Source organism: Exiguobacterium abrahamii (assembly GCF_015645365.1).
Taxonomy (GTDB): Bacteria; Bacillota; Bacilli; order Exiguobacteriales; family Exiguobacteriaceae; genus Exiguobacterium_A; species Exiguobacterium_A abrahamii.
The window spans coordinates 85,578-107,756 of record NZ_JADOYC010000002.1 but is presented as its reverse complement, the minus strand read 5'-3'; the positions used below and the strand labels follow the sequence as shown (position 1 = coordinate 107,756).

The window sequence follows — 22,179 nt, the reverse complement described above, 5'->3', positions numbered from 1 at the left end:
AATAAAACCTCCAGATAATGGTCTAGCTCTATAGTTAAGTTTAAGAAACAGTTATGCTCTTATCGTTCGATTATAGCACAATCAGGTAGCAAGAGCGACGCACAAAAGAAAACGGAAGGCGGACCTTCCGTTTTCTTAGTAATACCGAATCCACAAATAGAGTTGAGATAGAATCAACGTCACGATCGTGATCGGTGCTCCGTAAATCAAAAAGCGCATATAGGTGAATTTTTCACCTTGTCGTGTCGCGAGACCCGCGACGATGACGTTCGCCGATGCACCGATCAATGTCCCGTTACCACCAAGACATGCACCGAGTGCGAGGGACCACCATAACACGTCCACTTTCGCATCTGCTGGTGATAATCCAATTCCAGCAGCCACATCGTTGATGAGTGGAATCATCGTCGCAACGAACGGGATGTTATCGATCGTCGCACTGGCGATACCAGACAACCAAAGAACAGCAGTCGCTGTCGTCTGAATATCACCGCCTGTCAAATCAATCGTCTTTTCAGCGAGGTAGCGGATGATGCCCGCTTCCTGAATCCCGCCGACGAGCACGAACAATCCGGCGAAGAAGAAGATCGTCGTCCACTCGATACGAGCAAAAATCCCTTCGAGCTGATGATCGTTTTCAATCGTCAGCAACATCAGGACGGTCGCTCCAAGAATCGCAATCGCCGGTGCTTCGAGATGAAGTCCGATTCGATCAAGCACCGGATGTAACACGAACAACGCAATCGTACTGACGAGAACGATACTACTTCGCGTGACCAATTTTCGACTAACGATATAACTCTTCTCATCGATTTCCATCAGTTTTTGTCGATCTTCCGCTTCGACATGCAACTGCTTCCGGAAGATGAAATACAGGATGCCGATCGTCACGACCGTGATGACGAGGATGATTGGTGCAAGATTCACTAAAAAAGCATTGAACGTCAAGTGTGGATTCGCAGCACCAATCATGATGTTCGGTGGATCTCCAATCAAGGTCGCCGTCCCACCGATATTCGCAAATAGGACTTCTGCGAGCAAGAATGGAAACGGCGCGATTTTCAGTATCTTCGTAATCGAAAACGTGATCGGAACGATCAATAGAACCGTCGTGACGTTATCAAGGAATGCAGATCCAAGTGCCGTCAATGCGGATAGTAGAATCAGTACCTTGATCGGATCACCTTTCGTCGTCTTCGCAGCACGGATCGCGATGTATTCGAACAAGCCAGATTGGTTGGCAATCGTGACGAGAATCATCATGCCGATCAATAAGACGATCGTTCCCCATTCAATATATTCAAACAATGCAGTTTCAAGGTCCACGATACCGATGATGACCATCGCGAGCGCTCCAAGCAAGGCGACGATCGCCCGACTTACTTTTTCACTGATGATGAAGCCATAGGTCACTAAAAAAATGATGAGTGCGATATACGTTTGGACCTGTGTACTTCCGATTTCTGCTAATGCCAGTGCCGGCATGATTCATTCCTCCTAAACGTAAGGAGACGCCCAAAACGGGCGCCTCGCTTTCATGAATGCCATTGTCCGAGGCGCTGCCCCATTAAAACTGGTCCAATCGCCTGACTGTCTAACGTCAATGCACCTTTCGGACAAATCAGGACGACCGTCGAACCGAATGAGAAGTATCCGAACTCATCCCCGCGACGAAGGTCCTTCGACTCGTTCGTCCGAACGATCGAGTTAACGTTCAGTGCGCCGACCATGACATGTTCAAGTGCATGTTTTCCTTGGACGATGCGCGTCACACGACGGTAGTTCCGCGTCAATGGACGAAGCGCATGTGTGAGACCGATCTCATTCACTGGTGCTGAATCGCGACCGAGCGTATAGCTCGTCCGGACTGTTCCATCCATCGGCACATGAACACGATGGTAGTTTTGCGGACTTAAGTAAAAGATCATCACACGTCCACCAACATATTGCTGTGCCTCGTGATGGGAACCGAGTAACTCAGATACCGTATACGATTGTCCTTTGACAGTAAAGCGGCTATCAGCCGTCAAGTCGTCAACGACGGATAGCACACCGTCACACGGACTGACGAATGCGCCTTCTGATTGATCAATCGGTCGCATTTCCGGTTTGACATGACGAATGAAAACGTCATGTAAACTCGAATACGCTTCTAAATTCCGAGTCGCTTCTGTCATATTTAGATTGTATGCCTGAACGAACGGACGGATGAACGGACGACTGATACGGCTCATCGCAAAACGTTTCAGTTGTTTGGCAACAAGCGGGTGTCCATTTAATTCGAACACGCGAGAGTAAAACCATTTTTTAATCATTGAGATCACCGGATGATTCTTCTTTTGAGTCCTTTACGTCTTTTCCAGCGAAGAACTCTTTATAGCTGTCTTCTGTTTGTTCACCTGCTACGCGTCCGACTTCTTTACCGTCTTTAAAGTGAACGACAGTTGGTGTACCCTCGATGCCAAACGTATCCCAAGCCGACTGCTCGACAGCAAGATCGATCTGTTCGAATGGGATGTCTTGTTTTTCACCAAGCGGGACGAGATATGGTTTTACTTTTTCACAGTGAACACAACCCGTTTGATAGAAATACGTATAGAATTCATCGCCAGATTTTACTTTATCTGCGACTTGTGTAGCCGTTAGATTGCCGTTCTTCGATGCAGAATCTTCTCGATCCGTGAAGACAAGAAGTAATCCCCCCACCAATACGATCAAGGCGATGACTCCGGCTGTAATCCAATTCGCTTTGGATTGCGGTTTTTTCGTGTTTTTACGTTTCGACTTCTTTGACACGTCTATCCCTCCGTCATTCTGGTATTAGCCATTTTTTCTGAACCATTATAGCATGACCATTCGCAAGAATCGTATCGATTTGCAAAGCGTCATCAATCAGTAACAGATCCGCTCGTTCTCCAACCGCGATTCGCCCGCCCGGTATACCATATGCATCCGCGACATGCCGCGTGATCGTCGCGATTGCCTGATCAAAAGTAACACCATGCTCCACTGCATCGCGTACGGCTTGCATCAAGGAAGAGGGTTTTCCTGTATCAATTCGCACTAATCGACCTGCCTCATCAAATGCCGGAAGACTTGCGCCAGCGTCGCTCGACATCGTGATCTGCTCGAGTGGAATTCCCGCTGCTAAAGCACGGGCGACAGCCTGTCCTGCTGGAATCTCGCCTTCCGCAATGAAAGTTTCCGTCGTACACGTCGTAAAATCGATTCGACCTCCCCGTTTCGCCCAGGCGAGTCCTGCCTCAAAAATCCGTGCACTCCGATTGATATGTGTCGGAAGGAATTGTTGAATCGGTAGATCGGTCGTGTCGATCACCTCATGTAATAGATCGAGCCCTTGTTTCCCGTCTCCGATATGGACGTTCATCGTTCCCGACACGCCTTTGACCATGCCGGCAATTCGGGCTTCTGACGCTAATCGCGCGAGTTCATGAGCCGTTGGTTGTGTCGATCGGTGATCGTTGATGGCAATCTCTCCGATACCGATCACTTCATTGATGAGGACGATATCATGTCCTGTCGATTGCGTCAGGAAGACCGGCGGAACCATATAACTTCCGCTTAATAGAAAGGGACGGATACCAGATGCAGCATATCCCCGTATGTGTGCCAGTAGGTCAATTCCTGTTCGTGTCCAACCATCCGTTCCGAGTAATCCAACGACCGTCGTGACACCGCCTTCGAATATGTCACGAACAGTCAACGGAGCCGTTCGCGTGGCAAATCCGCCTTCTCCACCTCCACCGATCGGATGTAAGTGTCCGTCGATGAATCCGGGGACTAGCCGTTTGTTGCGACCATCAATCCGTTGCGTGATCAGTGCTTCATCTATGGTGTAGGAACCGATTCCGATGATCTGATTTCCTGCGATGTAGACATTTTGCGGCATCTCTTGCCACAGAACCTGTTCGATGACGATCATCGTTCATTCCTCCTTAAGACAAAAAGCGAGCCTATCGCCCAAGTGACGACATCTCGCTTTTCCTTATTCTGCCTTAGTCCCTTGACCAAGACCTAAATCTTCATTGACGGCATCGAGTGCGAAGACGACAAGTGAAGTGACGACAGACATAGCTGTCGCGAATCCGAAGCTATACGTTACTGCATCAACTGCCGATACGATGAACACAGCCGTGTTCACGAGTAAGAATGACCAAAAGAATGTAACGAGAAAACGCATGATTTCCCCTCCGTTTCCATAACGTACTATAGAGTTATCCTACGATTTGTAGTATACCATTTTTTAATCCAAGCAACAGCTTTTCTCTAATTTTTTCAAGCGCTTTCTTTTCCTTGAAAAACTTAATCGTTTCATACGAAGGACAATCGTTTCATATGCTACAGTAGAATTAACGAAAAGAAAGCGGAGGATTTCATCATGACCCGTCACTTAATCGCTGTCGATCTCGACGGCACCCTTTTAAAAGATGATAAGACAATCAGCGCTGCGAACATCGCTGCGCTCCAGCGTGCGCGTGCGAACGGTCACGAAGTCGTCATCGCAACCGGACGACCATTTCGTCACGCCAGGAAATATTACGAACAGCTCGGTTTGACGACACCGATCGTTAATTTTAACGGTGGTCTCGTCCATCATCCACAAGACATCCACTTTGAAGTCCAGCATCATCCGATTCCATTAAAAACTGTTCAACATATTTTAGAATCTGTCGCTGAGACGAAAACACAAAACATCGTCTGCGAAGTCACAGATCATGTCTATTTTCAATATGATCCGGTTGGCATTTACGAATTCTATACCGACCATGCCTTATCCGTCACGACCGGAGATTTACGAAAGGTGCTTATGCATGAACCAACATCTCTTTTGATTCATGCCAAAGGAGAACACGTCGATGAGATCCGCTCCGAATTATCTGGTATTCATGCCGAGACGGTACTCAATCGTCAATGGGTGAAGCCTGAATTCATGGTCGAAGTGATGCGAAAAGGTACAAGCAAAGCGGTCGGTCTTGCCCATATCGCGCATCACCTTGGTATTGACTCTAAACAAATCATTGCTTTCGGTGATGAGGAAAACGATTTAGAGATGATCGAGTATGCTGGACACGGTGTAGCGATGGGAAATGCCATCCCCGCGCTGAAGCATCTGGCAAACGGCACGACGAAGCGAAATGAAGATGACGGGATCGCCTATTACTTGAGACACGTCCTCGGGCTCGCATGAAAACAGATAAAAGGCACTTGCTGCATGTTGCAGAGCAAGTGCCTTTTTCATTATCCTTTTCGGAAGTATCCGACGACCGAGTCCGTTGCGACGACGTTGATGAAGACTGTCTCGTCCGCTTCCCGGCAAATTCGTTCAATGTCCCGTAATTCGTGACGCTCGATGACCATCATCAACGTCGCTTTTTCAGCTCGAGAATACGTACCAATCGAAGGAATTTGCGTGATGCCTCGAATGATGTGCTGATGCAAAGCCGTCGTGATGTCATCCGCATGATTCGTGACGATGAAAATCGTTAGACGCTGATTGCTCGTATGAATCTCATCGACGACCTTAGACGTCACATAGATGAAGACGATTGTGTATAAAGCAGTCGACCAACCGAACAACGCTCCTGCTAATAATGCGATCAAGAAATTCAAGACGAACAGATACAAGCCGACACTACGATCGGAGAAACGAGCAAAGATGAGGGCAACGATATCGAAACCACCCGTCGAAGCACCGAACTTAATCGTGATACCGGTACCAATCGCAAGCAAAACCCCTCCAAACACTGCATTCAGTGTCTGATCACCTGGTATGACAGCGTATTGAGGAATAAGACCAATGAAAATCGTCGTTGCCAAGACTGAAATCAAGGTGACGATTGTAAAACTCCGACCTAACATGATCCATGCGAGCACGATTAAAGGGATGTTCAACGCCAAGAACCAAACGTTTTCCCCAAACGCGAACGCGGTATTTTGAAGGACTTGCGTCAAGATTTGGGCAAGCCCTGTAAATCCAGTCGAATAGACACCACTCGGAATCAAAAACCAGTTCATGGCAACGGCAATGACGAATCCCCCAATCGAAGCCACGATCACTTTTAACATACTTTCCTTTACTACTGCTGTCACACGCCGTTCTCCTCTCATTCATAACTATCTTGAAACACTTTAGCACATTCAAATGTCGCCGGATAGTCAAGATTTCCAAAGATTGATGTTCTTTTTCATGATGGCGTTTTCATTTGTGACAAAGGTGTCCTGCTTCTTGTTACACACAAAAAAAGAACCGACTCAAAAATCGGTTCTTTTTTTCTCTTATACTGTCATCGAAGCAGGAACTGTAATCTGTCCTCCTGCTGGAACTTCCACAGTCGTTCCATGAACGTTTAAGCTGAATGCTTCGCCTTCTGTTTGGGCGATTTCGACGGCATTCGGCTGTACATGGACATGGATATGATGACCGCGCCATTGCATCCGGAATGTATAACTCGTCCATCCTTTTGGCAACATCGGCTTGAAGGATAACGTATCGTTCGCCACCCGTAATCCAGCAAACCCATGAACGATCGACATCCATGATCCAACCATCGACGTGATGTGTAACCCGTCTTCCGTATCATTGTTGTAGTTATCGAGGTCAAGTCGTGCTGAGCGTTGGTACAGTTCGACCGCTTTTTCCTCATAACCGACTTCTGCTGCAATGATTGAATAGATACATGGTGATAGTGACGATTCATGGACCGTACGTGGTTCATAGAAATCGAAGTTTGCTTTTTTCTCTTCTACACTGAAGCGATCCGTCAAGAAGTAGAGACCTTGTAAGACATCTGCCTGTTTGATGAAAACAGAGCGCAAGATCCGGTCCCATGACCAATTCTGGTTTAGCGGGAGATGTTTCGGATCGAGTTCAGCGACCAAGATTTGCTCCTTATCCATGAAACCATCTTGTTGCATGAAGATCCCAGGTGCTGCTTCATCTTTCGGATAATACATCTTCGCGTCGATATCTGCCCACTTCGCCAACTCCTCATCCGTCAATGCTAATTGATGCATGAGTTCTTGCAGACGTTCTGGCTCTTCTTGCGCTAAATGACGGTGAACGGTCTGTGTATATTCGAGACACCATGCCGCAATCAGATTCGTATACCAGTTGTTGTTGACGTTGTTCTCATATTCGTTTGGTCCCGTCACGCCAAGAATCATGTAGACGTCCTTATGCGCGACGTAATTGACACGGCTTGCCCAGTAGCGAGCAATCTCGACTAACACTTCAAACCCGTATTGTCCAAGGTAAGACGTGTCTCCCGTGTAGTTCGTGTAATTATAAATCGCATGTGCGATCGCACCATTCCGGTGAATTTCCTCATGCGTGATTTCCCACTCGTTGTGGCACTCTTCTCCGTTCATCGTTACCATCGGATAAAGTGCACCCTTCATGCCGACATTCTTATCCGCATTTTCTTTCGCTTGCGGCAATTGGTTGTGGCGATACTTGAGTAAATTCCAAGCCACTTCCGGTTTCGACGTCGCAAGGTAGAAGTTCAAGCAGTACGCTTCCGTATCCCAATACGTCGCACCACCATACTTCTCGCCCGTGAATCCTTTTGGTCCGATATTCAGGCGTGAATCTTCACCTGTGTACGTTTGGAACATATGGAAGATGTTGAATCGAATCCCTTGCTGTGCCTCGACATCACCTTCAATTTTCACATCCGCTTCTTCCCAGTGGTGCAACCAAGCGGCTTCATGTGTCGCAAGCAATGGTTCAAAGCCTGATTCGAATGCGACGTGAACCCGTTTCATCGCTTGCTCCAGTAACGCATCGATTTCATGGTCGCGATTCGTTACGAGTGCGACGAATTTTTCGACTGTGACACCTTCACCTACTGCGGCTTGTTTCGTAAAACGATTCGCGACGTACTGCGTATTGCCATCGACGACTTCACACCGTGCGCCTTCGACATCCGTGATCATCGCTGCCGTCACATGCCAATCGAGCTTTTTCGTTTTTGATGTCACATAACCGAACCGTTCTTCAATTCCGTGTTCGACAGGAAGCCAGAACTTCTCATCATAGTTCGAGTCTTCATTTTCAACATCCGCATCGAGATACGATTCAATGACGATTTCTGCTTCGAAATTGACAGGTGTCACCGTATATTGCAAGGCAGCGATTTCTTTATCGACGATCGAGAAGAAGCGCTTGGATTCGACTTTTATCTCTTCTTCTCCATGCTTCAACAACATCGCCCGCGTCAATACACCATGTTGCATATCAAGTTCACGTTTGAAGTCAACGACTTCCCACGTGTTCAAGTCAACAGCTTTTCCGTTGACGGATACTTTCAATCCCATGATATTGACAGCATTGAGTACTTTCGCGAAGTACTCCGGATAACCGTTTTTCCACCAGCCGACACGTGTCTTATCCGGATAGTAAACACCTGCGACATACATGCCTTGATGCGTGTCCCCTGTGTATTCTTCTTCAAACGTCCCGCGCATTCCCATATGACCGTTTCCGATCGATGTCATCGATTCTGCCAATCGATTATCTTCTGGATGAAAACCAAGCTCTGTAATTTTCCACTCATTGACCTCAAAAAGTCGTTTCATCGTCAAGTCGCTCCTTTTTATGCTACGCATGTCGGTCACCCTGATCATGTAAGCGTTTCATCTATACTATACATTCTTTATTGTACACATAAAAAGCATCAATGCAATCGTTTGCACGAAAATAAATTTCTTTTTCTGCAACCGCTTCCTTTTACTAGAAATCGATATCCATTTGAATCAAAAAAAGTCTATTTTTAAACCAATCGGCTTAAAAATAGACTGTCGTTTCATGCTTCAGATTTTCCGCCACAAGACTGACGGACGACGAGATAATGCGGGACGATGACGCGCTTCCCATAAGGGGTCGCATCTTCATTGATTTGTTCAATCAAACAATTCGTCGCCTCAAAACCAAGTCCGAAAATATTGATTTCAACAGAAGTCAACGGCGGGCTTGAGAATTCTGCGATGAACAAGTTATTGAAACTGACGACGGCCATTTGATCCGGCACACCGATACCCATTTCATTGAGGGTACTCATGACACCAAGTGCCATCATATCGTCACTGACGACGACGGCCGTCGGCGGATGTTCAAGCGACATCAGTCGTTTGACTGCCTCGGCGCCTCCTGTCGTCATGAATGGTGCACTGACGATGTAGGATTCTTGAATCGGAATCCCCTCTTCCATGAGAGCCGTCTTGTAACCCCCGACACGTTCTTGCGTCACAGCTAGGTCCTGTGCGCCTCCGACGAATGCGATACACTCATGCCCAAGTTGATGCAAGTACTTCGTCACTTCGCGACCGGCTAGATAATTGTCCGTATCGACATACGTGACATGTGATGAATCACTGAATGGTTTTCCGACGACGACGAACGGAAACTTCGAATCTTGCAGAAATTGAACGACTTTGTCATCCGTACGGGAATACAGTACGACGACACCATCGACACGACGGCCCTGAACCATCGAGACGACACCTTCATATACTTCTTCTTCCGAGACACCTGTCGTCATATATAACGAATATCCATTTTGATGCGCTTTTGTACTGATTCCTCGAATGACCTCCGAAAAGAACGGGTTTTGTAGCGTTTTTGTTGCAGCACTTGGCATGACGAGACCAATCGCTTGTGTCGTTCGATTCGCTAGACTGCGAGCATGAACGTTCGGATAATATCCGAGCTCATCCATCGCCTGCCGCACCCGTTCCTTCGTCTTTTGACTGATGCGTGAACTATTCGCAATGACGCGTGATACCGTCGAGGGTGCGACATTCGCTTCCCGTGCTACATCCTTGATTGTTACCTGCATCCCCTTCACCTCACATTTCCCCTAGTTAAGTATTTTATTTTGTTTGACGTTGCATGCGTTTACGGTGAACGAGAAGAAGTATGAGCGCTAAAATCGGAGCAATCGCACCAATTGCGATGATCGACCACCAGTTGACTTGTGACTTTTCGATGACATAGCTGTTCGCACTATTTGCATCAAGCGTGATCTCATAGGCGTCACCATCTTGACGCACCAAGTCTGAGAATAAAAGTCCTCTTAAACGCTGGTCATCACCGATTTCTTTCGCAGACACGCGTAAGCTCGTCTTTTTTTCTCCAAGATTGATCGCGTAAACGACTTGTTGTTGTTTCGTCTCCCGTGAGTAGACTGCCATATGATCGGTTTTTGCGATCAAGCGTTGCTTCCCTGTTGCAAACGCTGGGTAGTCCTGACGCATCTCGTTCAACGTTTTTACGTACTGTTGCATCTTCTTATTTTGATCAAATGTCATCATCATCCGGTTTCCAGGATCCTCACCACCTGGCATCGCCACCTCTGTTCCTTGGTAGACGATCGGCATCCCTGGTGCAGCATAGAGTGCGAACAGCGCTAATCGAAGCTGCCGCTCCTCTTCATCTGCTCCACCAATCTTTGCTTCCGTGATGAAGCGCTTGACATCATGATTATCAATGAAGGTTGCAAGTCCCTTGGCATTCGGATTAAACGTAGTATCTCGATTATAAACTGAATCGAGCTCTTCCGCTGAACCATTTTTGCGGGCAAACTGATCCTTGACTCCATAATAAAACGGGAAGTTCGTCACGGAATCAAAACCTAATTTTGAATAGGACGCGATTTTTCGCGGATCTCCATCGAATACTTCAGCCAACAAGAATAAGTCTGGATGCTTTTCTTTGACTGCTGGGATAAACGTTTCCCAAAATGAGGCTGGCACATGGCGAACCGTATCGAGCCGGTATCCGTCTATACCCGTTTCATCGACCCAGTAGTTTGCGACATCAACTAAATAATCGACGACTTCCGGATTTTCCGTATTGAAGTCCGGTAAATCGAACAGCCAGTTATTCTCGACTTCCGACGGGTTATTCCAGTTCATGATTGGTTGATTTTTATGGAACCACTCCGGTTTTTCTTTCACCATTGGATGATTTGGTCCTAAATGATTGACGACAAGATCAAGGACGACCTTGATATCCCGTTCATGTGCTTCCTTGACGAGACGTTTAAACTCTTCCTTTGTTCCGAAGTGCGGATCAATCTCGTAATAATCATCCGTCCAGTATCCATGATAACCATTCGGACGGTTCTTAAAGATCGGCGTTAACCAAATCGACGTGAATCCCTTTTCCTTGATGTAATCGAGACGTTTCGTCACGCCTGCTAAATCGCCACCTTGAAACGCTTTTGGATTTTCAGGATCCGCCTCTCGGTCATTACTCGGATCGCCATTCTCGAACCGGTCCACCATGATGAAATACATTCGTTCTTTTTCCCAACCTGCTGCTTCACCCGTCATCGGTTGAAGCCCGATAGACAAGAGAAGCGGCAAGAGGAGAAGCATTATGCCTCGTCTCATGCCGCTGATTTCCCCCTTATGATTATCCTTTTGTTCCACCTGCTGTCAATCCAGACACGAAGAAGCGCTGGAATGCGAAGAAGAGAAGAACGATTGGAACTGCTGATAATACGGCACCTGCCGCAAATAACGTGAAGTTATTGTCGAACTGCTCCGACACCATGTTGTACAACCCGACCGCAAGTGTCTGTTTCTCAGGAGAACGCAGGACGAGCGATGCTAAAATGAAGTCGTTGAATGGTGCCATGAAGTTGAACAACGCGATGACGGCGACCATCGGTTTTGCGAGCGGTAAGATGATTTGCCAGAAGATTCGTAAGTGACCGGCACCATCCATCCGTGCCGCCTCATCGAGTTCTTTTGGAATCGTATCGAAATATCCTTTTGCAAGATACGTATTCATTGGAATCGCACCACCCGAGTAGAGTAGGATGAGCGCCAGATGCGTATCAAACAATTCTAACATATTAAGCAAGACATAAATCGCAATAATGGCAACGAATTGCGGTACCATCTGCAACACGAGGAACAAGATGAGTGAATTTTTCCGACCAACGAAGCGATAGCGTGAAAAAATGTATCCTGTTAACGTGATTAGCGCGACGGAGACGACCATCGTGATGACGGCAATCTTGATTGTGTTTAAATACCACATGCCATAATCCGTTTTTGACGGATCAAACAAATCGAAGTAGTGAATCAAAGTCGGATTACTTGGGAAGATATCCGATGTAATACTTTTCCCTGGGTTAAGTGAAGTACCAACGACCCAAAGGAGTGGATAGACGATAATGATGGAGGCGACCGTCAAAATGAGATATGACAACGCCATGTTGATTCGGTTTTGTTTTCTCATATTAGATCATATCCTCATCTTTGAATGATTTTGAACGCTTGAACTGAATGACGGCAATCGTCATGATGAAGAACGACAACACAAGCGTGATCGCTGCTGCGAATCCATACTGCGGGTTCGCGCCAAGCGACAATTTGTAAATCCACGAAATCAAGATATCCGTTCCACCAGCCGATTGACCCGGTACTGCCGGTCCACCGTTGTTGAAGAGATAGATGATATTGAAGTTATTGAAGTTGAACGTATACTGCGTGATCAAGATCGGTGCTGTTGCGAAAAGAATCATCGGCAATGTGATTAAGCGGAATTTCTCTCCTGCTGTCGCTCCATCAATTGTTGCTGCTTCATAGAGATCCTCTGGAATCGACTGCAAGATCCCCGTCGTCAGCGTCATGATGTATGGGAAACCTAACCACCACTGAATCCCGATCAATGCAAGCTTCGTATACGTCGGATCCGTCATCCAGTCGAGACCATTATCGAGACCAATCGCTGGTAACAATGTCGTATTGAAGACACCGAATGTCTCATTGAACATCGAGCGGAAGATCAAAATCGTGATGAACGCTGGTACTGCCCATGACAGGATCAAGATGGAACGGAAGAACCGTTTTCCTTTGAGTCCCTTTTGGTTCAGTAAGACTGCCAGTCCGATACCGATCGCGATGACACCTGTCGTCGAAGCGACGGTCCAGACAAGCGTCCAACCAAGAACGCTGACGAATGTGTCGCGGAAAATATCAACCGTGAAGATATTCAAGAAGTTTTGAATCCCGATCCAGTCGACCAATTTCGCTGGAGGAGAGTTGTTGAACTTATAGTTCGTAAAAGCAATCAAGAAAGTAAAGATCAACGGTAAGACGACTGTGAACACTAAAAGTACTAATGAAGGAATCAACATCGCATATGGGAATCCATTATCACGGAAATTCCGTAGTTGCATCTTCAAGGAAGGTACTTCGAGGTTCATGTCGCGCAACTTACCGATTCGATACGCATCGATAAAGTTCCAGACGTAAATGGCGATACCAAAGACAAGTAAAATCAAGGCAATGATGCCCTCGACCATTAGAAAGATCGAGTGATCCCCCCTTACGCCTGGTACCTCACCGAGTGTAATCAAGCCCCAGATCGCTCCGCGATCGCCAGGACCATTTCCGGCTCCTTTGAAGAACAGTTCAAAGTTGACGAGAAAATATGATAGTACGACGACAAAAAATGTCGCGCCTTTAAGGAATTGTTTATTGTATAGTTGTCCTACTCCTGGAATGATCGACATCAGCGCCGCAATCGTGCGGTGGTTCGTCTTTTTTTCAGGCGTTGGATTCGTCGGGTGTGGTGTTGCAATCGCAGCCATCGTCCGTTCTCCTTTCCAAAGGTCATGTCTGACCTCAGGCTTCTCTTCCAACCATAAAGATGAGGGGGAATCCAAGATCCCCCTCTCTTTATCTCTTTTTCATGGATTCACGCGTTCCATTTACGCTTATTGATTGTTTGCTTCGATTTGTTGCTTGATTTGTTTGACAGCATCATCAGCTGATTTTTGTGCGTCTTGTTTGTTTGTTGCAACAAGCTGGAGTGCTGCTGCCATTGGTTCCCAAACTTGACCCATCTCAGCGATGTTCGGCATTGGCACACCGTTTTGTGATTGTGCGAAGACTGCTGCTGCGACTTCGTTATCCTTGATTGCTGCATCTTCTTGAAGCGCAGTGACTGGTGGGATCTCATTGTATTTTTCGAACATTGCTTTCGCGTTCTCTTCACCAGTGAGTGATGCCAAGAACTTCTCAGCCCACTCTGCATTTTCCGAGTATGCTGAAATCGCGTATGTTTTTACACCAACGAATGTTTTAATCGGCTCACCGTTTGGAAGTTTCGGAAGTGCTGAAGCTCCGAGGTTGATGCCTTTTTCTTTATAGCTCGCAACTGCCCATGGACCGTTCATGACAGCAACAGCTTTTTTATCGCCGAAGAGTTGGTCAAGTGCTTGACCACCGCCACCACCGATAAGACCTTTCGGGAAGAGACCTTCTTTGTACCACTTGCCGATGTAATCCATACCTTCGACAGCACCTTTGTTGTTCAAGCCAATATCTGCTGGATCCAATTTGCCACCGTTGTCTTTGAAGACATACCCACCGTAGCCACCGATTGGACCGTGTGCGAAGTAGAAGTTATCCCAAAGCGCGAGGAATCCGTATTTACCGTCTTTCTTTTGCTCTGTTGAGATCTTGTACAGATCATCCATTGAAGCTGGTGCTTCTTTTAATTCATCTTTATTGAAAAGGAGGATTGGTGTTTCAACTGCTTTCGGATATCCGTAGACTTTACCGTCAAACGTTACTGCCGATTTCGCTGTATCGATGAATGGCTCAAGTGCTTTTTCGCCATCTTTGAGTTCTGCAATCAAGCCTTGGTCAACGACTGTACCGATTTGGTCGTGTGGAAGAAGCATGATATCCGGCCCTTTACCTGCTGGTCCGTCAAGTGCTACTTTCTTCTGTTGATCTGTCATCTTGACTTCTTTAACTTCAACTTTGACGCCTTCTTTTTCTTCGAACGCTTTAGCTGCAGCTTTAGTCGTTTCAGCTTTTTCAGTGTCTTCCCAGATGACGATCTTGCTTGGTTTTTTACTGCCTGAATCTGAAGATGATGATTCAGAATCCGATCCACCGCCACATGCTGCAAGTGCACCGATTGCCATGACAGATACAGAGAGACCTGCTACGAATTTTTTCATTTCCATGATTGAAATTTCCTCCCCAAGTTAACTTATGAATGATAAGTTTTAATGCACAACGTTTGCATAAAGGCACAACCATTTTCTCATGATAACAACCGAGTGGTTGTAAGCGTTTTATGAAAACGTTTGCATCACCTTTACATTTTTATTATACAATCTAAAATCCTTTTGACAAGTCCTTTTATTCAATTATTTTCTTACATTTCAAAAACTTTTTATTTTTGATTTCATTATTTGAATCAAACGCTAAAAACAATAAGTGAATAAAAAGAAAACGTTTTCATTTTTATTGTTTGCACAACATGATGCAATCGTTTGCATCATACTCTCGACTTTTATCAGGAATCCTTGATTTCACGGGATTGGAATTGACTTTAAGAAAGCGCTTTACTATTCTTAGGTCGAAGACATAATCAATACGATGCAAGCGATTGCGTTAAGGAGTGACTGCCATGTTCAAAGAAGCTGTGTTTCACCGTGCGATGTCTCCGTTCGTCTATAAATACGATGAGCGAACAATCCACATCCGTTTACAAACGAAAAAAAATGACGTTGATCGCGTCGATTTGATATGGGGCGACCCATACGATTGGCATACTGAAAACCCGGATGCTGCCGATTGGAATTTCGATCCCTCAAAATCAAATTACTGGAATACATTTGAAACACCGATGAAGCGAAGTGGATCAGATGAGTTATACGATTATTGGTTCATCGATGTCGTACCTCCTTTCCGTCGTCTACGATATGGTTTCCGTCTCCATGACGGTTCAACGAGTCATGTATTCACGGAACGTGGATGGTTCGATGAAAAACCGCTCGATGATACAGGCTACTATTTCTGTGTTCCTTTCCTTAATGCAGTCGACGTATTCACTGCACCAGATTGGGTCCAGGATACAGTTTGGTATCAAATCTTCCCAGATCGCTTTGCAAATGGCGATGCGACGAATGATCCAGCTGGTACACTTCCATGGAATAGTACAGCACCGACGACGACGAATCTTTTCGGTGGAGATTTCCAAGGCGTCATCGACCACATCGATTATCTCGTTGAACTTGGTATCACTGGTATTTACTTCTGCCCGATCTTCTTGGCGAAATCGAATCATAAATATGACACAATCGATTACTTAGAAATTGATCCACAATTCGGTACGAAAGAGAAATTCAAGGAAATGGTCGATCTGTTACACGCACACGGGATTCGCATCATGTTAGATGCCGTTTTCAATCATGCCGGCTTCCACCACAAAGCATTCGCTGACATCCGTGAACATGGTAGTCATTCAACCTATAAAGAATGGTTCCATCTGCGTGATTTCCCGCTCGTGACAGAACCATTGCCGAACTACGATACGTTTGCTTTCGTACCTGAAATGCCAAAATTCAATACCGAGAATGATGAAGTCAAGTCTTACTTGCTCCATGTCGCTCGTTACTGGGTCGAAGAATTCGGAATCGATGGCTGGCGTCTCGACGTCGCCAACGAAGTCGATCACGCATTTTGGCGCGATTTCCGTCAAGTCGTCAAGGAAGTCAACCCTGACACGTATATCCTTGGTGAAATTTGGCATGACTCACAGGAATGGTTGCTCGGTGACCAGTTTGACGCCGTCATGAACTATCCATTTACGAATGCCGCTTTGAACTTCTTTGCCCTAGATAAGACTAAAGCAACTTCGTATGCGAACGATATGTCGCATGTATTGTTCTCAAACACGATGAATGTCAATGAAGTGACCTTTAATTTGATCGGTTCTCACGATACACCACGTGCGTTGACGCGTGCTGGCAATAACAAACAGAAGCTTCGTCTTCTCTTGTTATCGATGTTGACGTTCTCGGGTAGTCCCGTCATCTATTATGGTGATGAAATCGGTCTCGATGGCGATCAAGATCCAGGCTGCCGAAAATGCATGCCATGGGATCCTGAAGAGCAGGATCGGGAGTTATTCGCCTATACGCGACACTTGTTACAGCTTCGAAAGCAACATAAGACACTTGCGAACAAAGGACATATCTCTTTCGTTCACGCGAATGATGAGACGAATACGATCATCATGCGTCGCATGAGCCCGGAAGGATTGTATTATATCTACTTCAACAATTCAGATGTTCCTGTTTCATTGACCGCTCCACAAGCTGGTCGAGGGCTTGATTTATTGACGAACACGCACCAGCAGACACTTGATGTTTCTCTCCCTGCGTATTCTGGAACGATCGTTCAAGTCTTATAACCATCTAAAAGCCTGTACACTACCCTTCTAAAAAAGAAGTTTTGTGTACAGGCTTTTTTCTGTATCCGTTCTCCAGGATAGAAACAAGTTAATAAATGCCATCGAATTAGGGTATAGAGTACAGAAAGGAGGACATCCTCCATGGAAATTTTCTTTTACGCCGGTCTCATCCTCATCGGCTTGTTTACGATCAGTTACTTGAGTGAACGATTCCACGTCCCGAGTATTCTGGCCTTCATCTTGATCGGAATCGTCCTTGGATTTTATTACGATCCTCCCGAAGAGCTGAAACTCGGAGGGGAAGCAGGCATTATCGTCCTGTTCTTTTTACTCGGTCTAAAATTTTCAGTGGCGGACTTGCTGATTCAGCTCCGTTCCATTTGGAAAGCAGGAGTCATCGATATTCTACTTTCGTTTGGTGGCACTATCCTGTTGACTTTATCGTTCGGTTTTTCCGTCGCCGAATCGTTTTTAATTGGCTGTGTCTTGTATGCGACGAGTTCTTCGATTTCTGCTCGCCTGCTCGATCGTGAACCAGATAAACATCAGGATGTGAATCGTTTCGTGCTGTCCTTACTCGTCTTCGAAGATTTGATGGCACCGATCCTACTGACGACGGCCCCGTTCGTTTTAGGGACTGAGGCGTTCTCGGTAGCAAAAATCAGCATCATCTTTCTCGGATTTGGCTTCTTCTTCATTGCTTTAATCATCATGACGTTGTTCATCCGAAGACGGAAACGTCTCGTCGATTCCCTCTACCGTCATCCTGATGCCGGCATCGGAATCATCGGGTTAATCTTGTTATTTTCCGGTGTCGGTATCTTATTCGGCTTGTCAGAAGTACTTGGCGCCTTTATCATCGGTATTCTGTTAACCGAACTGGATGAGACGCGTTATCTTAGACGACTAGTCACGCCGTTCCAAGACTTATTATTACCATTGTTCTTTATCACGTTCGGAATGTCATTCGAGTTGACTGACGGATTACCGATTGATCTATTTTTCTTCGCTCTTGTCATTTGGGGAGTCGCCTCTAAATTCTTAGTCGGTTACCTCGGCGGAAAATCGTTCGGTCTATCAAATTATCATGCGATCGAATCAGGATTCTGTCTTGGTCCACGTGGTGAATTTTCGATTCTCTTCATCACGCTCGCTAGTGGCGCATTCGTGACGTTGACCGGGATATACATTTTTGTTTCTGCTTTTCTTGGAATTTTACTATTCCGTATCTCTACAGGATTGACGAATCGCACACATGCGACCGCACGAAAAATCAAAAAGAAATTGAATTAAAAAGACGTCGGCGCATCGTGCGTTTCCGACGTCTTTCTTCTATATATGTTCTTCGATTCATCGTCCGACAAAAACAGGACGTTTTTTTTCGATGAAGGATTCAACAGCATGACGATGGTCTTCCGTTTTTCCAGCACGTGACTGATAGATGATTTCTTGAGCAAGCATTTCCTCCAAGTTATTTTCATAACTCGCTGCTTGCAGCTGTTTGATGTACCCGATCACTTTTGTCGGACGATCTGCCAGCTGACGAGCAAACGCTGTGACCTCTTCTACAAATTGCTCTGATTTGATACTTCGTGTCGCAAGATTGAGCGAAACGGCTTCGTCTGCTGATATCGTATCACCAAGTAACGCAAGCTCCGTTGCTTTTGCTGCACCAATTAGCCGAGGTAAGAAATACGGAGCTCCTGCATCCGGGACAAGACCGATATTGATGAATCCAAGCGACAATTTCGCTTCAGCATGGACGAGCCGGAAATCGCAGGCAAGCGTCAATGATAAACCGGCACCTGCCGCTACACCATTGATGGCAGCGATCGTCGGTTTCTTCGATTTAGCGAGTGCCCGAACGACAGGATGATAATACTGCTGTAGATATTCACCATGATCGAGCTCAGGCGAGACGGTTTTCAAATCTTGTCCTGCACAAAAACCACGTCCTTCACCAGTCAAGACGATGACACGTACTTCCTCATCCTGATTCGCTTCTTCTAGAGCGTCTGCCAACTCTTCTAATAAATTCGACGTTAATGCATTCAGTTGTTTGGGTCGAGCCAGCGTTAGCGTTGCGATTTGATCCTTGACGACATAATGCATTTCTCGTTTCATCGGATTCCCCTACCTTTTAAAAATGAATGATTGTTCATTATGATGTATTCGTGATATTTTATGAAAATCCTTTTAAATCTCTTTTTTTTCGATGAAAGACAAAAAACCCTCTTTCATTATGAAAATCGAAGGCGTATAGTTTCAAAAAGATAAAGAAACACTATTCGTTTTATGAAACAAAGGGGATTTATTTATGAAAACAGTCAAGCAACCAAGCTTATTCCACATTACGTGGCCATTATTCATCGAGATTGCATTGCATATGAGCCTCGGGATCATTGCAACGTTGATTTTAAGTTATTACTCGGATAGCGCTGCTGCGGCAGTCGGTGTATCCAATCAAATTTTGAATATCTTCATTATTCTCTTTAACATCACCTCGGTCGGTGCAACGATCATCATTGGTCAGTACCTCGGTGCAAGAAAGACGCAAAACGCTCGTCAAACGGCTCGTTCTGCTTTTGCGATTAACTTGTATACCGGTCTCATCGTTTCTCTGACCGTCGTGTTGTTCGGAAGACAACTCCTTGGATTTTTCTCGTTAGAAGGAGAGACGCTCGTCTATGGCGAAACGTTCATTAAGATCGTTGGTCTATTCCTTTTCTTAGAAGCTATCTCATTGACACTGGGTGCGATTCTCCGGAGTCATGGATTCACTAAAAATGCTATGTATGTCACGCTACTGATGAATTTCGTTAGTGCTTTTGGTAACGTCATCGCTGTTCTTGGACTCTTCGGCATTCCCGTTCTCGGTGTTGCTGGTGTCGCTTGGTCGATCGTCATCGCCCGGACAATCGCTGTCCTGGTCTTGTTCTTTGTCGTTTACCGCAAACTTTCTTTACGTTTTACAGTAAAAGACTTGATTCATTTCAATCGTGAGGATGTGAAACGAATCATGAACATCGGAATCCCATCTGCTGGTGAAGGGATCTCGTATCAATTCTCACAACTCATCATCACAGGATTTATCGCAACAATTGGTGAAGCAGCGTTGTCTGCTCGTGTTTATGTATCAAACATCACAATGCTTTGTTTCCTATTTACACTTGCAATCGCGCAAGGAACGCAATTACTCGTCGCACGCCAAGTTGGTGCTCAACAATTTGAACAAGCATATGGACGGGCTGTGAAAACATTGAAGATCGCTGTTTTCGCAAGCTTCATCTCAGCTGTAGCACTTGCTTCATTCGGTTCATCGATTCTATCAGCGTTCACATCGAGCCCTGAAATCATTGCAATCGGTATCCCACTACTCTGGGCAAGCGTCATTCTTGAACCAGGTCGCGCGATGAACATCGTGCTTATGGGAACTCTTAAATCGGCTGGAGATGTTCGTTTCCCTGTCGCCATCGGTATTCTATCAATGTGGGGAATCGCGGTCGTCCTCAGTTATACACTTGGTCTTGGTTTCGGTCTCGGTTTACTTGGAATCTGGATTGCCTTCTCTGCTGACGAATGGTTCCGTGGCATTTTCGCCATGAAACGTTGGCATGGACGGAAATGGGTCCAATACTCACTCGTCAAAGGAGAAACACATGAGCAAAACGAACGTCGAGAGGCTTCTGAAGCAGTCTAAGATTGACTTCGAATCCCTCACTTATCCTGTTGATCTTGATGATTTATCTGCTGAAGCCGTCGCTAGAAAGATTAATTACCCCCTTTCGACCATTTTTAAAACCCTTGTTTTGAAAATGGTCGAAAATAAATATGTCTTCGTCGTCATTTCGGGGGAAGAAGAACTCTCTCTAAAGGCAGCGGCTAAAGCATTGCATTCGAAAAAAGTCGCGCTTGTTCCGATGAAGGAGTTAGAAGGCCTGACTGGCTATATTCGAGGTGGTGTCTCTGCCATCGGTGCTAAGAAGAATTTTCCGGTTCTTTTATCGGATCGTGCTATCCATGAACCATTCATCATCATATCCGCTGGAAAACGTGGACATCAAGTTCGATTGAATCCTCATGATTTTTTATCTTTCACTCAGGGGATTCTCTTTACGAACGGCTGAATTCCATCTCCTAATTATGGTATGATGAGTAGTATCGATGAAGTGGCAGGAGGAATCATTTTGTGGAAAGATCGTGTTCGTAATTCAATACCCAACCTATTTACGTTCGGAAATCTGTATTGTGGTTTTTTAGCCATCGTCATGGCAGCAAAAGGTGATTTTCAAAATGCCACCTTACTAATCGTCATCGCGATGATGCTTGATAGTCTGGACGGACGTCTTGCTCGGATGCTTGGTGTAGCAGGCGACTTCGGAAAAGAACTGGACTCATTAGCAGATATCGTGACATTCGGTGTCGCACCTGCAATGATGGCCTACTATACGTATTTCTATGAATTCGGAGAAGTTGGTTTACTAATCTCTGCTCTGTTCCCGTTGTTCGGCGCATTCCGTCTTGCCCGGTTTAATTTATCGGCAACGAATGTGGCATCTGCTTATTTTTCAGGTGTACCGATTACAGCGGCAGGTGGTATTTTGGCCGTCGTCACGTTATTTAGCGGACGAATGAACGACTTGATGGTCCCACTCGTCTTTACAGGTCTTGCCTTCTTGATGGTCAGTCGTGTCAAGATTCCAAGTTTTAAAGACATTCCCGTTCCGCGCCATACGTTCGTCATCACCTTTACGTTGCTGTACGTGACGTATGTCATGATTGCCCGTAGCAATGAGTGGTCGACGTTTTGGTTCGTTGCTGTTCCGTTGTATATCGCGTTTCTCCTTTTCTCGTTTATCAAAAAGAAGAAGCAAAAACAACATTCAAACGGATGATGATAGGAAGTGGTTCGGTTTCTCTTACGA

At 45.8% G+C, this 22,179-nt stretch carries 19 protein-coding genes; 6 read left to right on the top strand and 13 right to left on the bottom strand.

All coding sequences use genetic code 11. The annotated features are described in order from the left end of the window. Positions 1-135: 135 nt before the first annotated feature. The 5 genes from ITJ88_RS10250 to ITJ88_RS10230 form a co-directional block, all read right to left on the bottom strand. Entirely contained in the window at positions 136-1,485 is a 1,350-nt protein-coding gene (locus ITJ88_RS10250; protein WP_195865607.1) for an ArsB/NhaD family transporter, read from the bottom strand. A 50-nt stretch (positions 1,486-1,535) separates the two neighbouring features. Beyond that, positions 1,536-2,315, bottom strand: coding sequence for a phosphatidylserine decarboxylase (locus ITJ88_RS10245; protein WP_195865606.1), 780 nt, complete (start codon positions 2,313-2,315; stop codon positions 1,536-1,538). Beyond that, a complete protein-coding gene (locus ITJ88_RS10240) occupies positions 2,308-2,796 on the bottom strand; it encodes a thioredoxin family protein (RefSeq protein ID WP_023467417.1) in 489 nt (162 codons plus the stop codon). Before ITJ88_RS10240 ends, ITJ88_RS10245 begins: the two co-directional genes overlap by 8 nt. A 13-nt stretch (positions 2,797-2,809) precedes the next feature. Then, positions 2,810-3,943 carry a beta-aspartyl-peptidase gene (iadA, locus tag ITJ88_RS10235; protein WP_195865605.1) on the bottom strand — a complete coding sequence of 378 codons (1,134 nt, stop codon included), beginning with the start codon at positions 3,941-3,943 and terminating at the stop codon, positions 2,810-2,812. A 63-nt stretch (positions 3,944-4,006) separates the two neighbouring features. Further along, positions 4,007-4,201 carry a YjzD family protein gene (locus tag ITJ88_RS10230; RefSeq protein ID WP_023467415.1) on the bottom strand — a complete coding sequence of 65 codons (195 nt, stop codon included), beginning with the start codon at positions 4,199-4,201 and terminating at the stop codon, positions 4,007-4,009. 198 nt (positions 4,202-4,399) lie between these two features. Between ITJ88_RS10230 and ITJ88_RS10225 the strand changes: the two genes are divergently transcribed. Then, positions 4,400-5,209, top strand: a complete 810-nt coding sequence (locus tag ITJ88_RS10225) for a Cof-type HAD-IIB family hydrolase (protein WP_195865604.1) — start codon at positions 4,400-4,402, stop codon at positions 5,207-5,209. A 50-nt stretch (positions 5,210-5,259) separates the two neighbouring features. On the opposite strand, the gene ITJ88_RS10220 is transcribed toward ITJ88_RS10225, so the two are convergent. The 7 genes from ITJ88_RS10220 to ITJ88_RS10190 form a co-directional block, all read right to left on the bottom strand. Next, on the bottom strand, positions 5,260-6,111 hold the full coding sequence (locus tag ITJ88_RS10220) for a YitT family protein (RefSeq protein ID WP_195865603.1): 852 nt from the start codon (positions 6,109-6,111) through the stop codon (positions 5,260-5,262). 186 nt (positions 6,112-6,297) lie between these two features. Next, positions 6,298-8,598 carry a glycoside hydrolase family 65 protein gene (locus ITJ88_RS10215; RefSeq protein WP_195865602.1) on the bottom strand — a complete coding sequence of 767 codons (2,301 nt, stop codon included), beginning with the start codon at positions 8,596-8,598 and terminating at the stop codon, positions 6,298-6,300. A 227-nt stretch (positions 8,599-8,825) separates the two neighbouring features. Continuing rightward, on the bottom strand, positions 8,826-9,857 hold the full coding sequence (locus ITJ88_RS10210) for a LacI family DNA-binding transcriptional regulator (protein ID WP_035398727.1): 1,032 nt from the start codon (positions 9,855-9,857) through the stop codon (positions 8,826-8,828). A gap of 34 nt (positions 9,858-9,891) precedes the next feature. After that, entirely contained in the window at positions 9,892-11,415 is a 1,524-nt protein-coding gene (locus ITJ88_RS10205; RefSeq protein WP_195865601.1) for an alpha-amylase family glycosyl hydrolase, read from the bottom strand. Positions 11,416-11,437: 22 nt separating this feature from the next. After that, entirely contained in the window at positions 11,438-12,271 is an 834-nt protein-coding gene (locus ITJ88_RS10200; RefSeq protein WP_023467409.1) for a sugar ABC transporter permease, read from the bottom strand. Position 12,272: 1 nt separating this feature from the next. Then, entirely contained in the window at positions 12,273-13,628 is a 1,356-nt protein-coding gene (locus ITJ88_RS10195; RefSeq protein WP_195865600.1) for a carbohydrate ABC transporter permease, read from the bottom strand. Positions 13,629-13,754: 126 nt separating this feature from the next. Continuing rightward, positions 13,755-15,011 carry an extracellular solute-binding protein gene (locus ITJ88_RS10190; protein WP_174316741.1) on the bottom strand — a complete coding sequence of 419 codons (1,257 nt, stop codon included), beginning with the start codon at positions 15,009-15,011 and terminating at the stop codon, positions 13,755-13,757. Between the two features lie 455 nt (positions 15,012-15,466). Here ITJ88_RS10190 and ITJ88_RS10185 point away from each other — a divergent pair, with 455 nt between their 5' ends. After that, entirely contained in the window at positions 15,467-17,254 is a 1,788-nt protein-coding gene (locus ITJ88_RS10185) for a glycoside hydrolase family 13 protein (protein WP_195865599.1), read from the top strand. Positions 17,255-17,395: 141 nt separating this feature from the next. After that, complete coding sequence (locus ITJ88_RS10180) at positions 17,396-18,547, top strand: cation:proton antiporter (RefSeq protein WP_195865598.1); 1,152 nt, start codon at positions 17,396-17,398, stop codon at positions 18,545-18,547. Positions 18,548-18,604: 57 nt separating this feature from the next. On the opposite strand, the gene ITJ88_RS10175 is transcribed toward ITJ88_RS10180, so the two are convergent. Then, a complete protein-coding gene (locus ITJ88_RS10175) occupies positions 18,605-19,378 on the bottom strand; it encodes an enoyl-CoA hydratase/isomerase family protein (protein WP_195865597.1) in 774 nt (257 codons plus the stop codon). A gap of 193 nt (positions 19,379-19,571) precedes the next feature. Here ITJ88_RS10175 and ITJ88_RS10170 point away from each other — a divergent pair, with 193 nt between their 5' ends. Genes ITJ88_RS10170 through pssA form a run of 3 tightly spaced genes read left to right on the top strand, consistent with a single transcriptional unit; the run spans position 19,572 to position 22,149 of the window. Beyond that, positions 19,572-20,954, top strand: a complete 1,383-nt coding sequence (locus ITJ88_RS10170; protein ID WP_035398439.1) for an MATE family efflux transporter — start codon at positions 19,572-19,574, stop codon at positions 20,952-20,954. Beyond that, positions 20,914-21,381 (top strand): Cys-tRNA(Pro) deacylase, encoded by a 468-nt coding sequence (gene ybaK / locus ITJ88_RS10165; RefSeq protein ID WP_058265054.1) that lies wholly within the window; start codon positions 20,914-20,916, stop codon positions 21,379-21,381. The genes ITJ88_RS10170 and ybaK overlap by 41 nt, the downstream gene beginning before the upstream one ends. A gap of 21 nt (positions 21,382-21,402) precedes the next feature. Then, positions 21,403-22,149 (top strand): CDP-diacylglycerol--serine O-phosphatidyltransferase, encoded by a 747-nt coding sequence (pssA, locus tag ITJ88_RS10160; protein ID WP_174316042.1) that lies wholly within the window; start codon positions 21,403-21,405, stop codon positions 22,147-22,149. Positions 22,150-22,179: the final 30 nt, after the last annotated feature.

Coding starts and splice junctions, on each gene's coding strand:
- ITJ88_RS10175 (WP_195865597.1), bottom strand. CDS start 19,378: ATGAAACGAGAAATGCATTATGTCGTCAAGGATCAAATCGCAACGCTA.
- ITJ88_RS10185 (WP_195865599.1), top strand. CDS start 15,467: ATGTTCAAAGAAGCTGTGTTTCACCGTGCGATGTCTCCGTTCGTCTAT.
- ITJ88_RS10215 (WP_195865602.1), bottom strand. CDS start 8,598: ATGAAACGACTTTTTGAGGTCAATGAGTGGAAAATTACAGAGCTTGGT.
- ITJ88_RS10200 (WP_023467409.1), bottom strand. CDS start 12,271: ATGAGAAAACAAAACCGAATCAACATGGCGTTGTCATATCTCATTTTG.
- ITJ88_RS10180 (WP_195865598.1), top strand. CDS start 17,396: ATGGAAATTTTCTTTTACGCCGGTCTCATCCTCATCGGCTTGTTTACG.
- ITJ88_RS10195 (WP_195865600.1), bottom strand. CDS start 13,628: ATGGCTGCGATTGCAACACCACACCCGACGAATCCAACGCCTGAAAAA.
- ITJ88_RS10190 (WP_174316741.1), bottom strand. CDS start 15,011: ATGAAAAAATTCGTAGCAGGTCTCTCTGTATCTGTCATGGCAATCGGT.
- iadA (WP_195865605.1), bottom strand. CDS start 3,943: ATGATCGTCATCGAACAGGTTCTGTGGCAAGAGATGCCGCAAAATGTC.
- pssA (WP_174316042.1), top strand. CDS start 21,403: ATGATGAGTAGTATCGATGAAGTGGCAGGAGGAATCATTTTGTGGAAA.
- ybaK (WP_058265054.1), top strand. CDS start 20,914: ATGAGCAAAACGAACGTCGAGAGGCTTCTGAAGCAGTCTAAGATTGAC.
- ITJ88_RS10225 (WP_195865604.1), top strand. CDS start 4,400: ATGACCCGTCACTTAATCGCTGTCGATCTCGACGGCACCCTTTTAAAA.
- ITJ88_RS10170 (WP_035398439.1), top strand. CDS start 19,572: ATGAAAACAGTCAAGCAACCAAGCTTATTCCACATTACGTGGCCATTA.
- ITJ88_RS10250 (WP_195865607.1), bottom strand. CDS start 1,485: ATGCCGGCACTGGCATTAGCAGAAATCGGAAGTACACAGGTCCAAACG.
- ITJ88_RS10210 (WP_035398727.1), bottom strand. CDS start 9,857: ATGCAGGTAACAATCAAGGATGTAGCACGGGAAGCGAATGTCGCACCC.
- ITJ88_RS10245 (WP_195865606.1), bottom strand. CDS start 2,315: ATGATTAAAAAATGGTTTTACTCTCGCGTGTTCGAATTAAATGGACAC.
- ITJ88_RS10205 (WP_195865601.1), bottom strand. CDS start 11,415: ATGAGACGAGGCATAATGCTTCTCCTCTTGCCGCTTCTCTTGTCTATC.
- ITJ88_RS10230 (WP_023467415.1), bottom strand. CDS start 4,201: ATGCGTTTTCTCGTTACATTCTTTTGGTCATTCTTACTCGTGAACACG.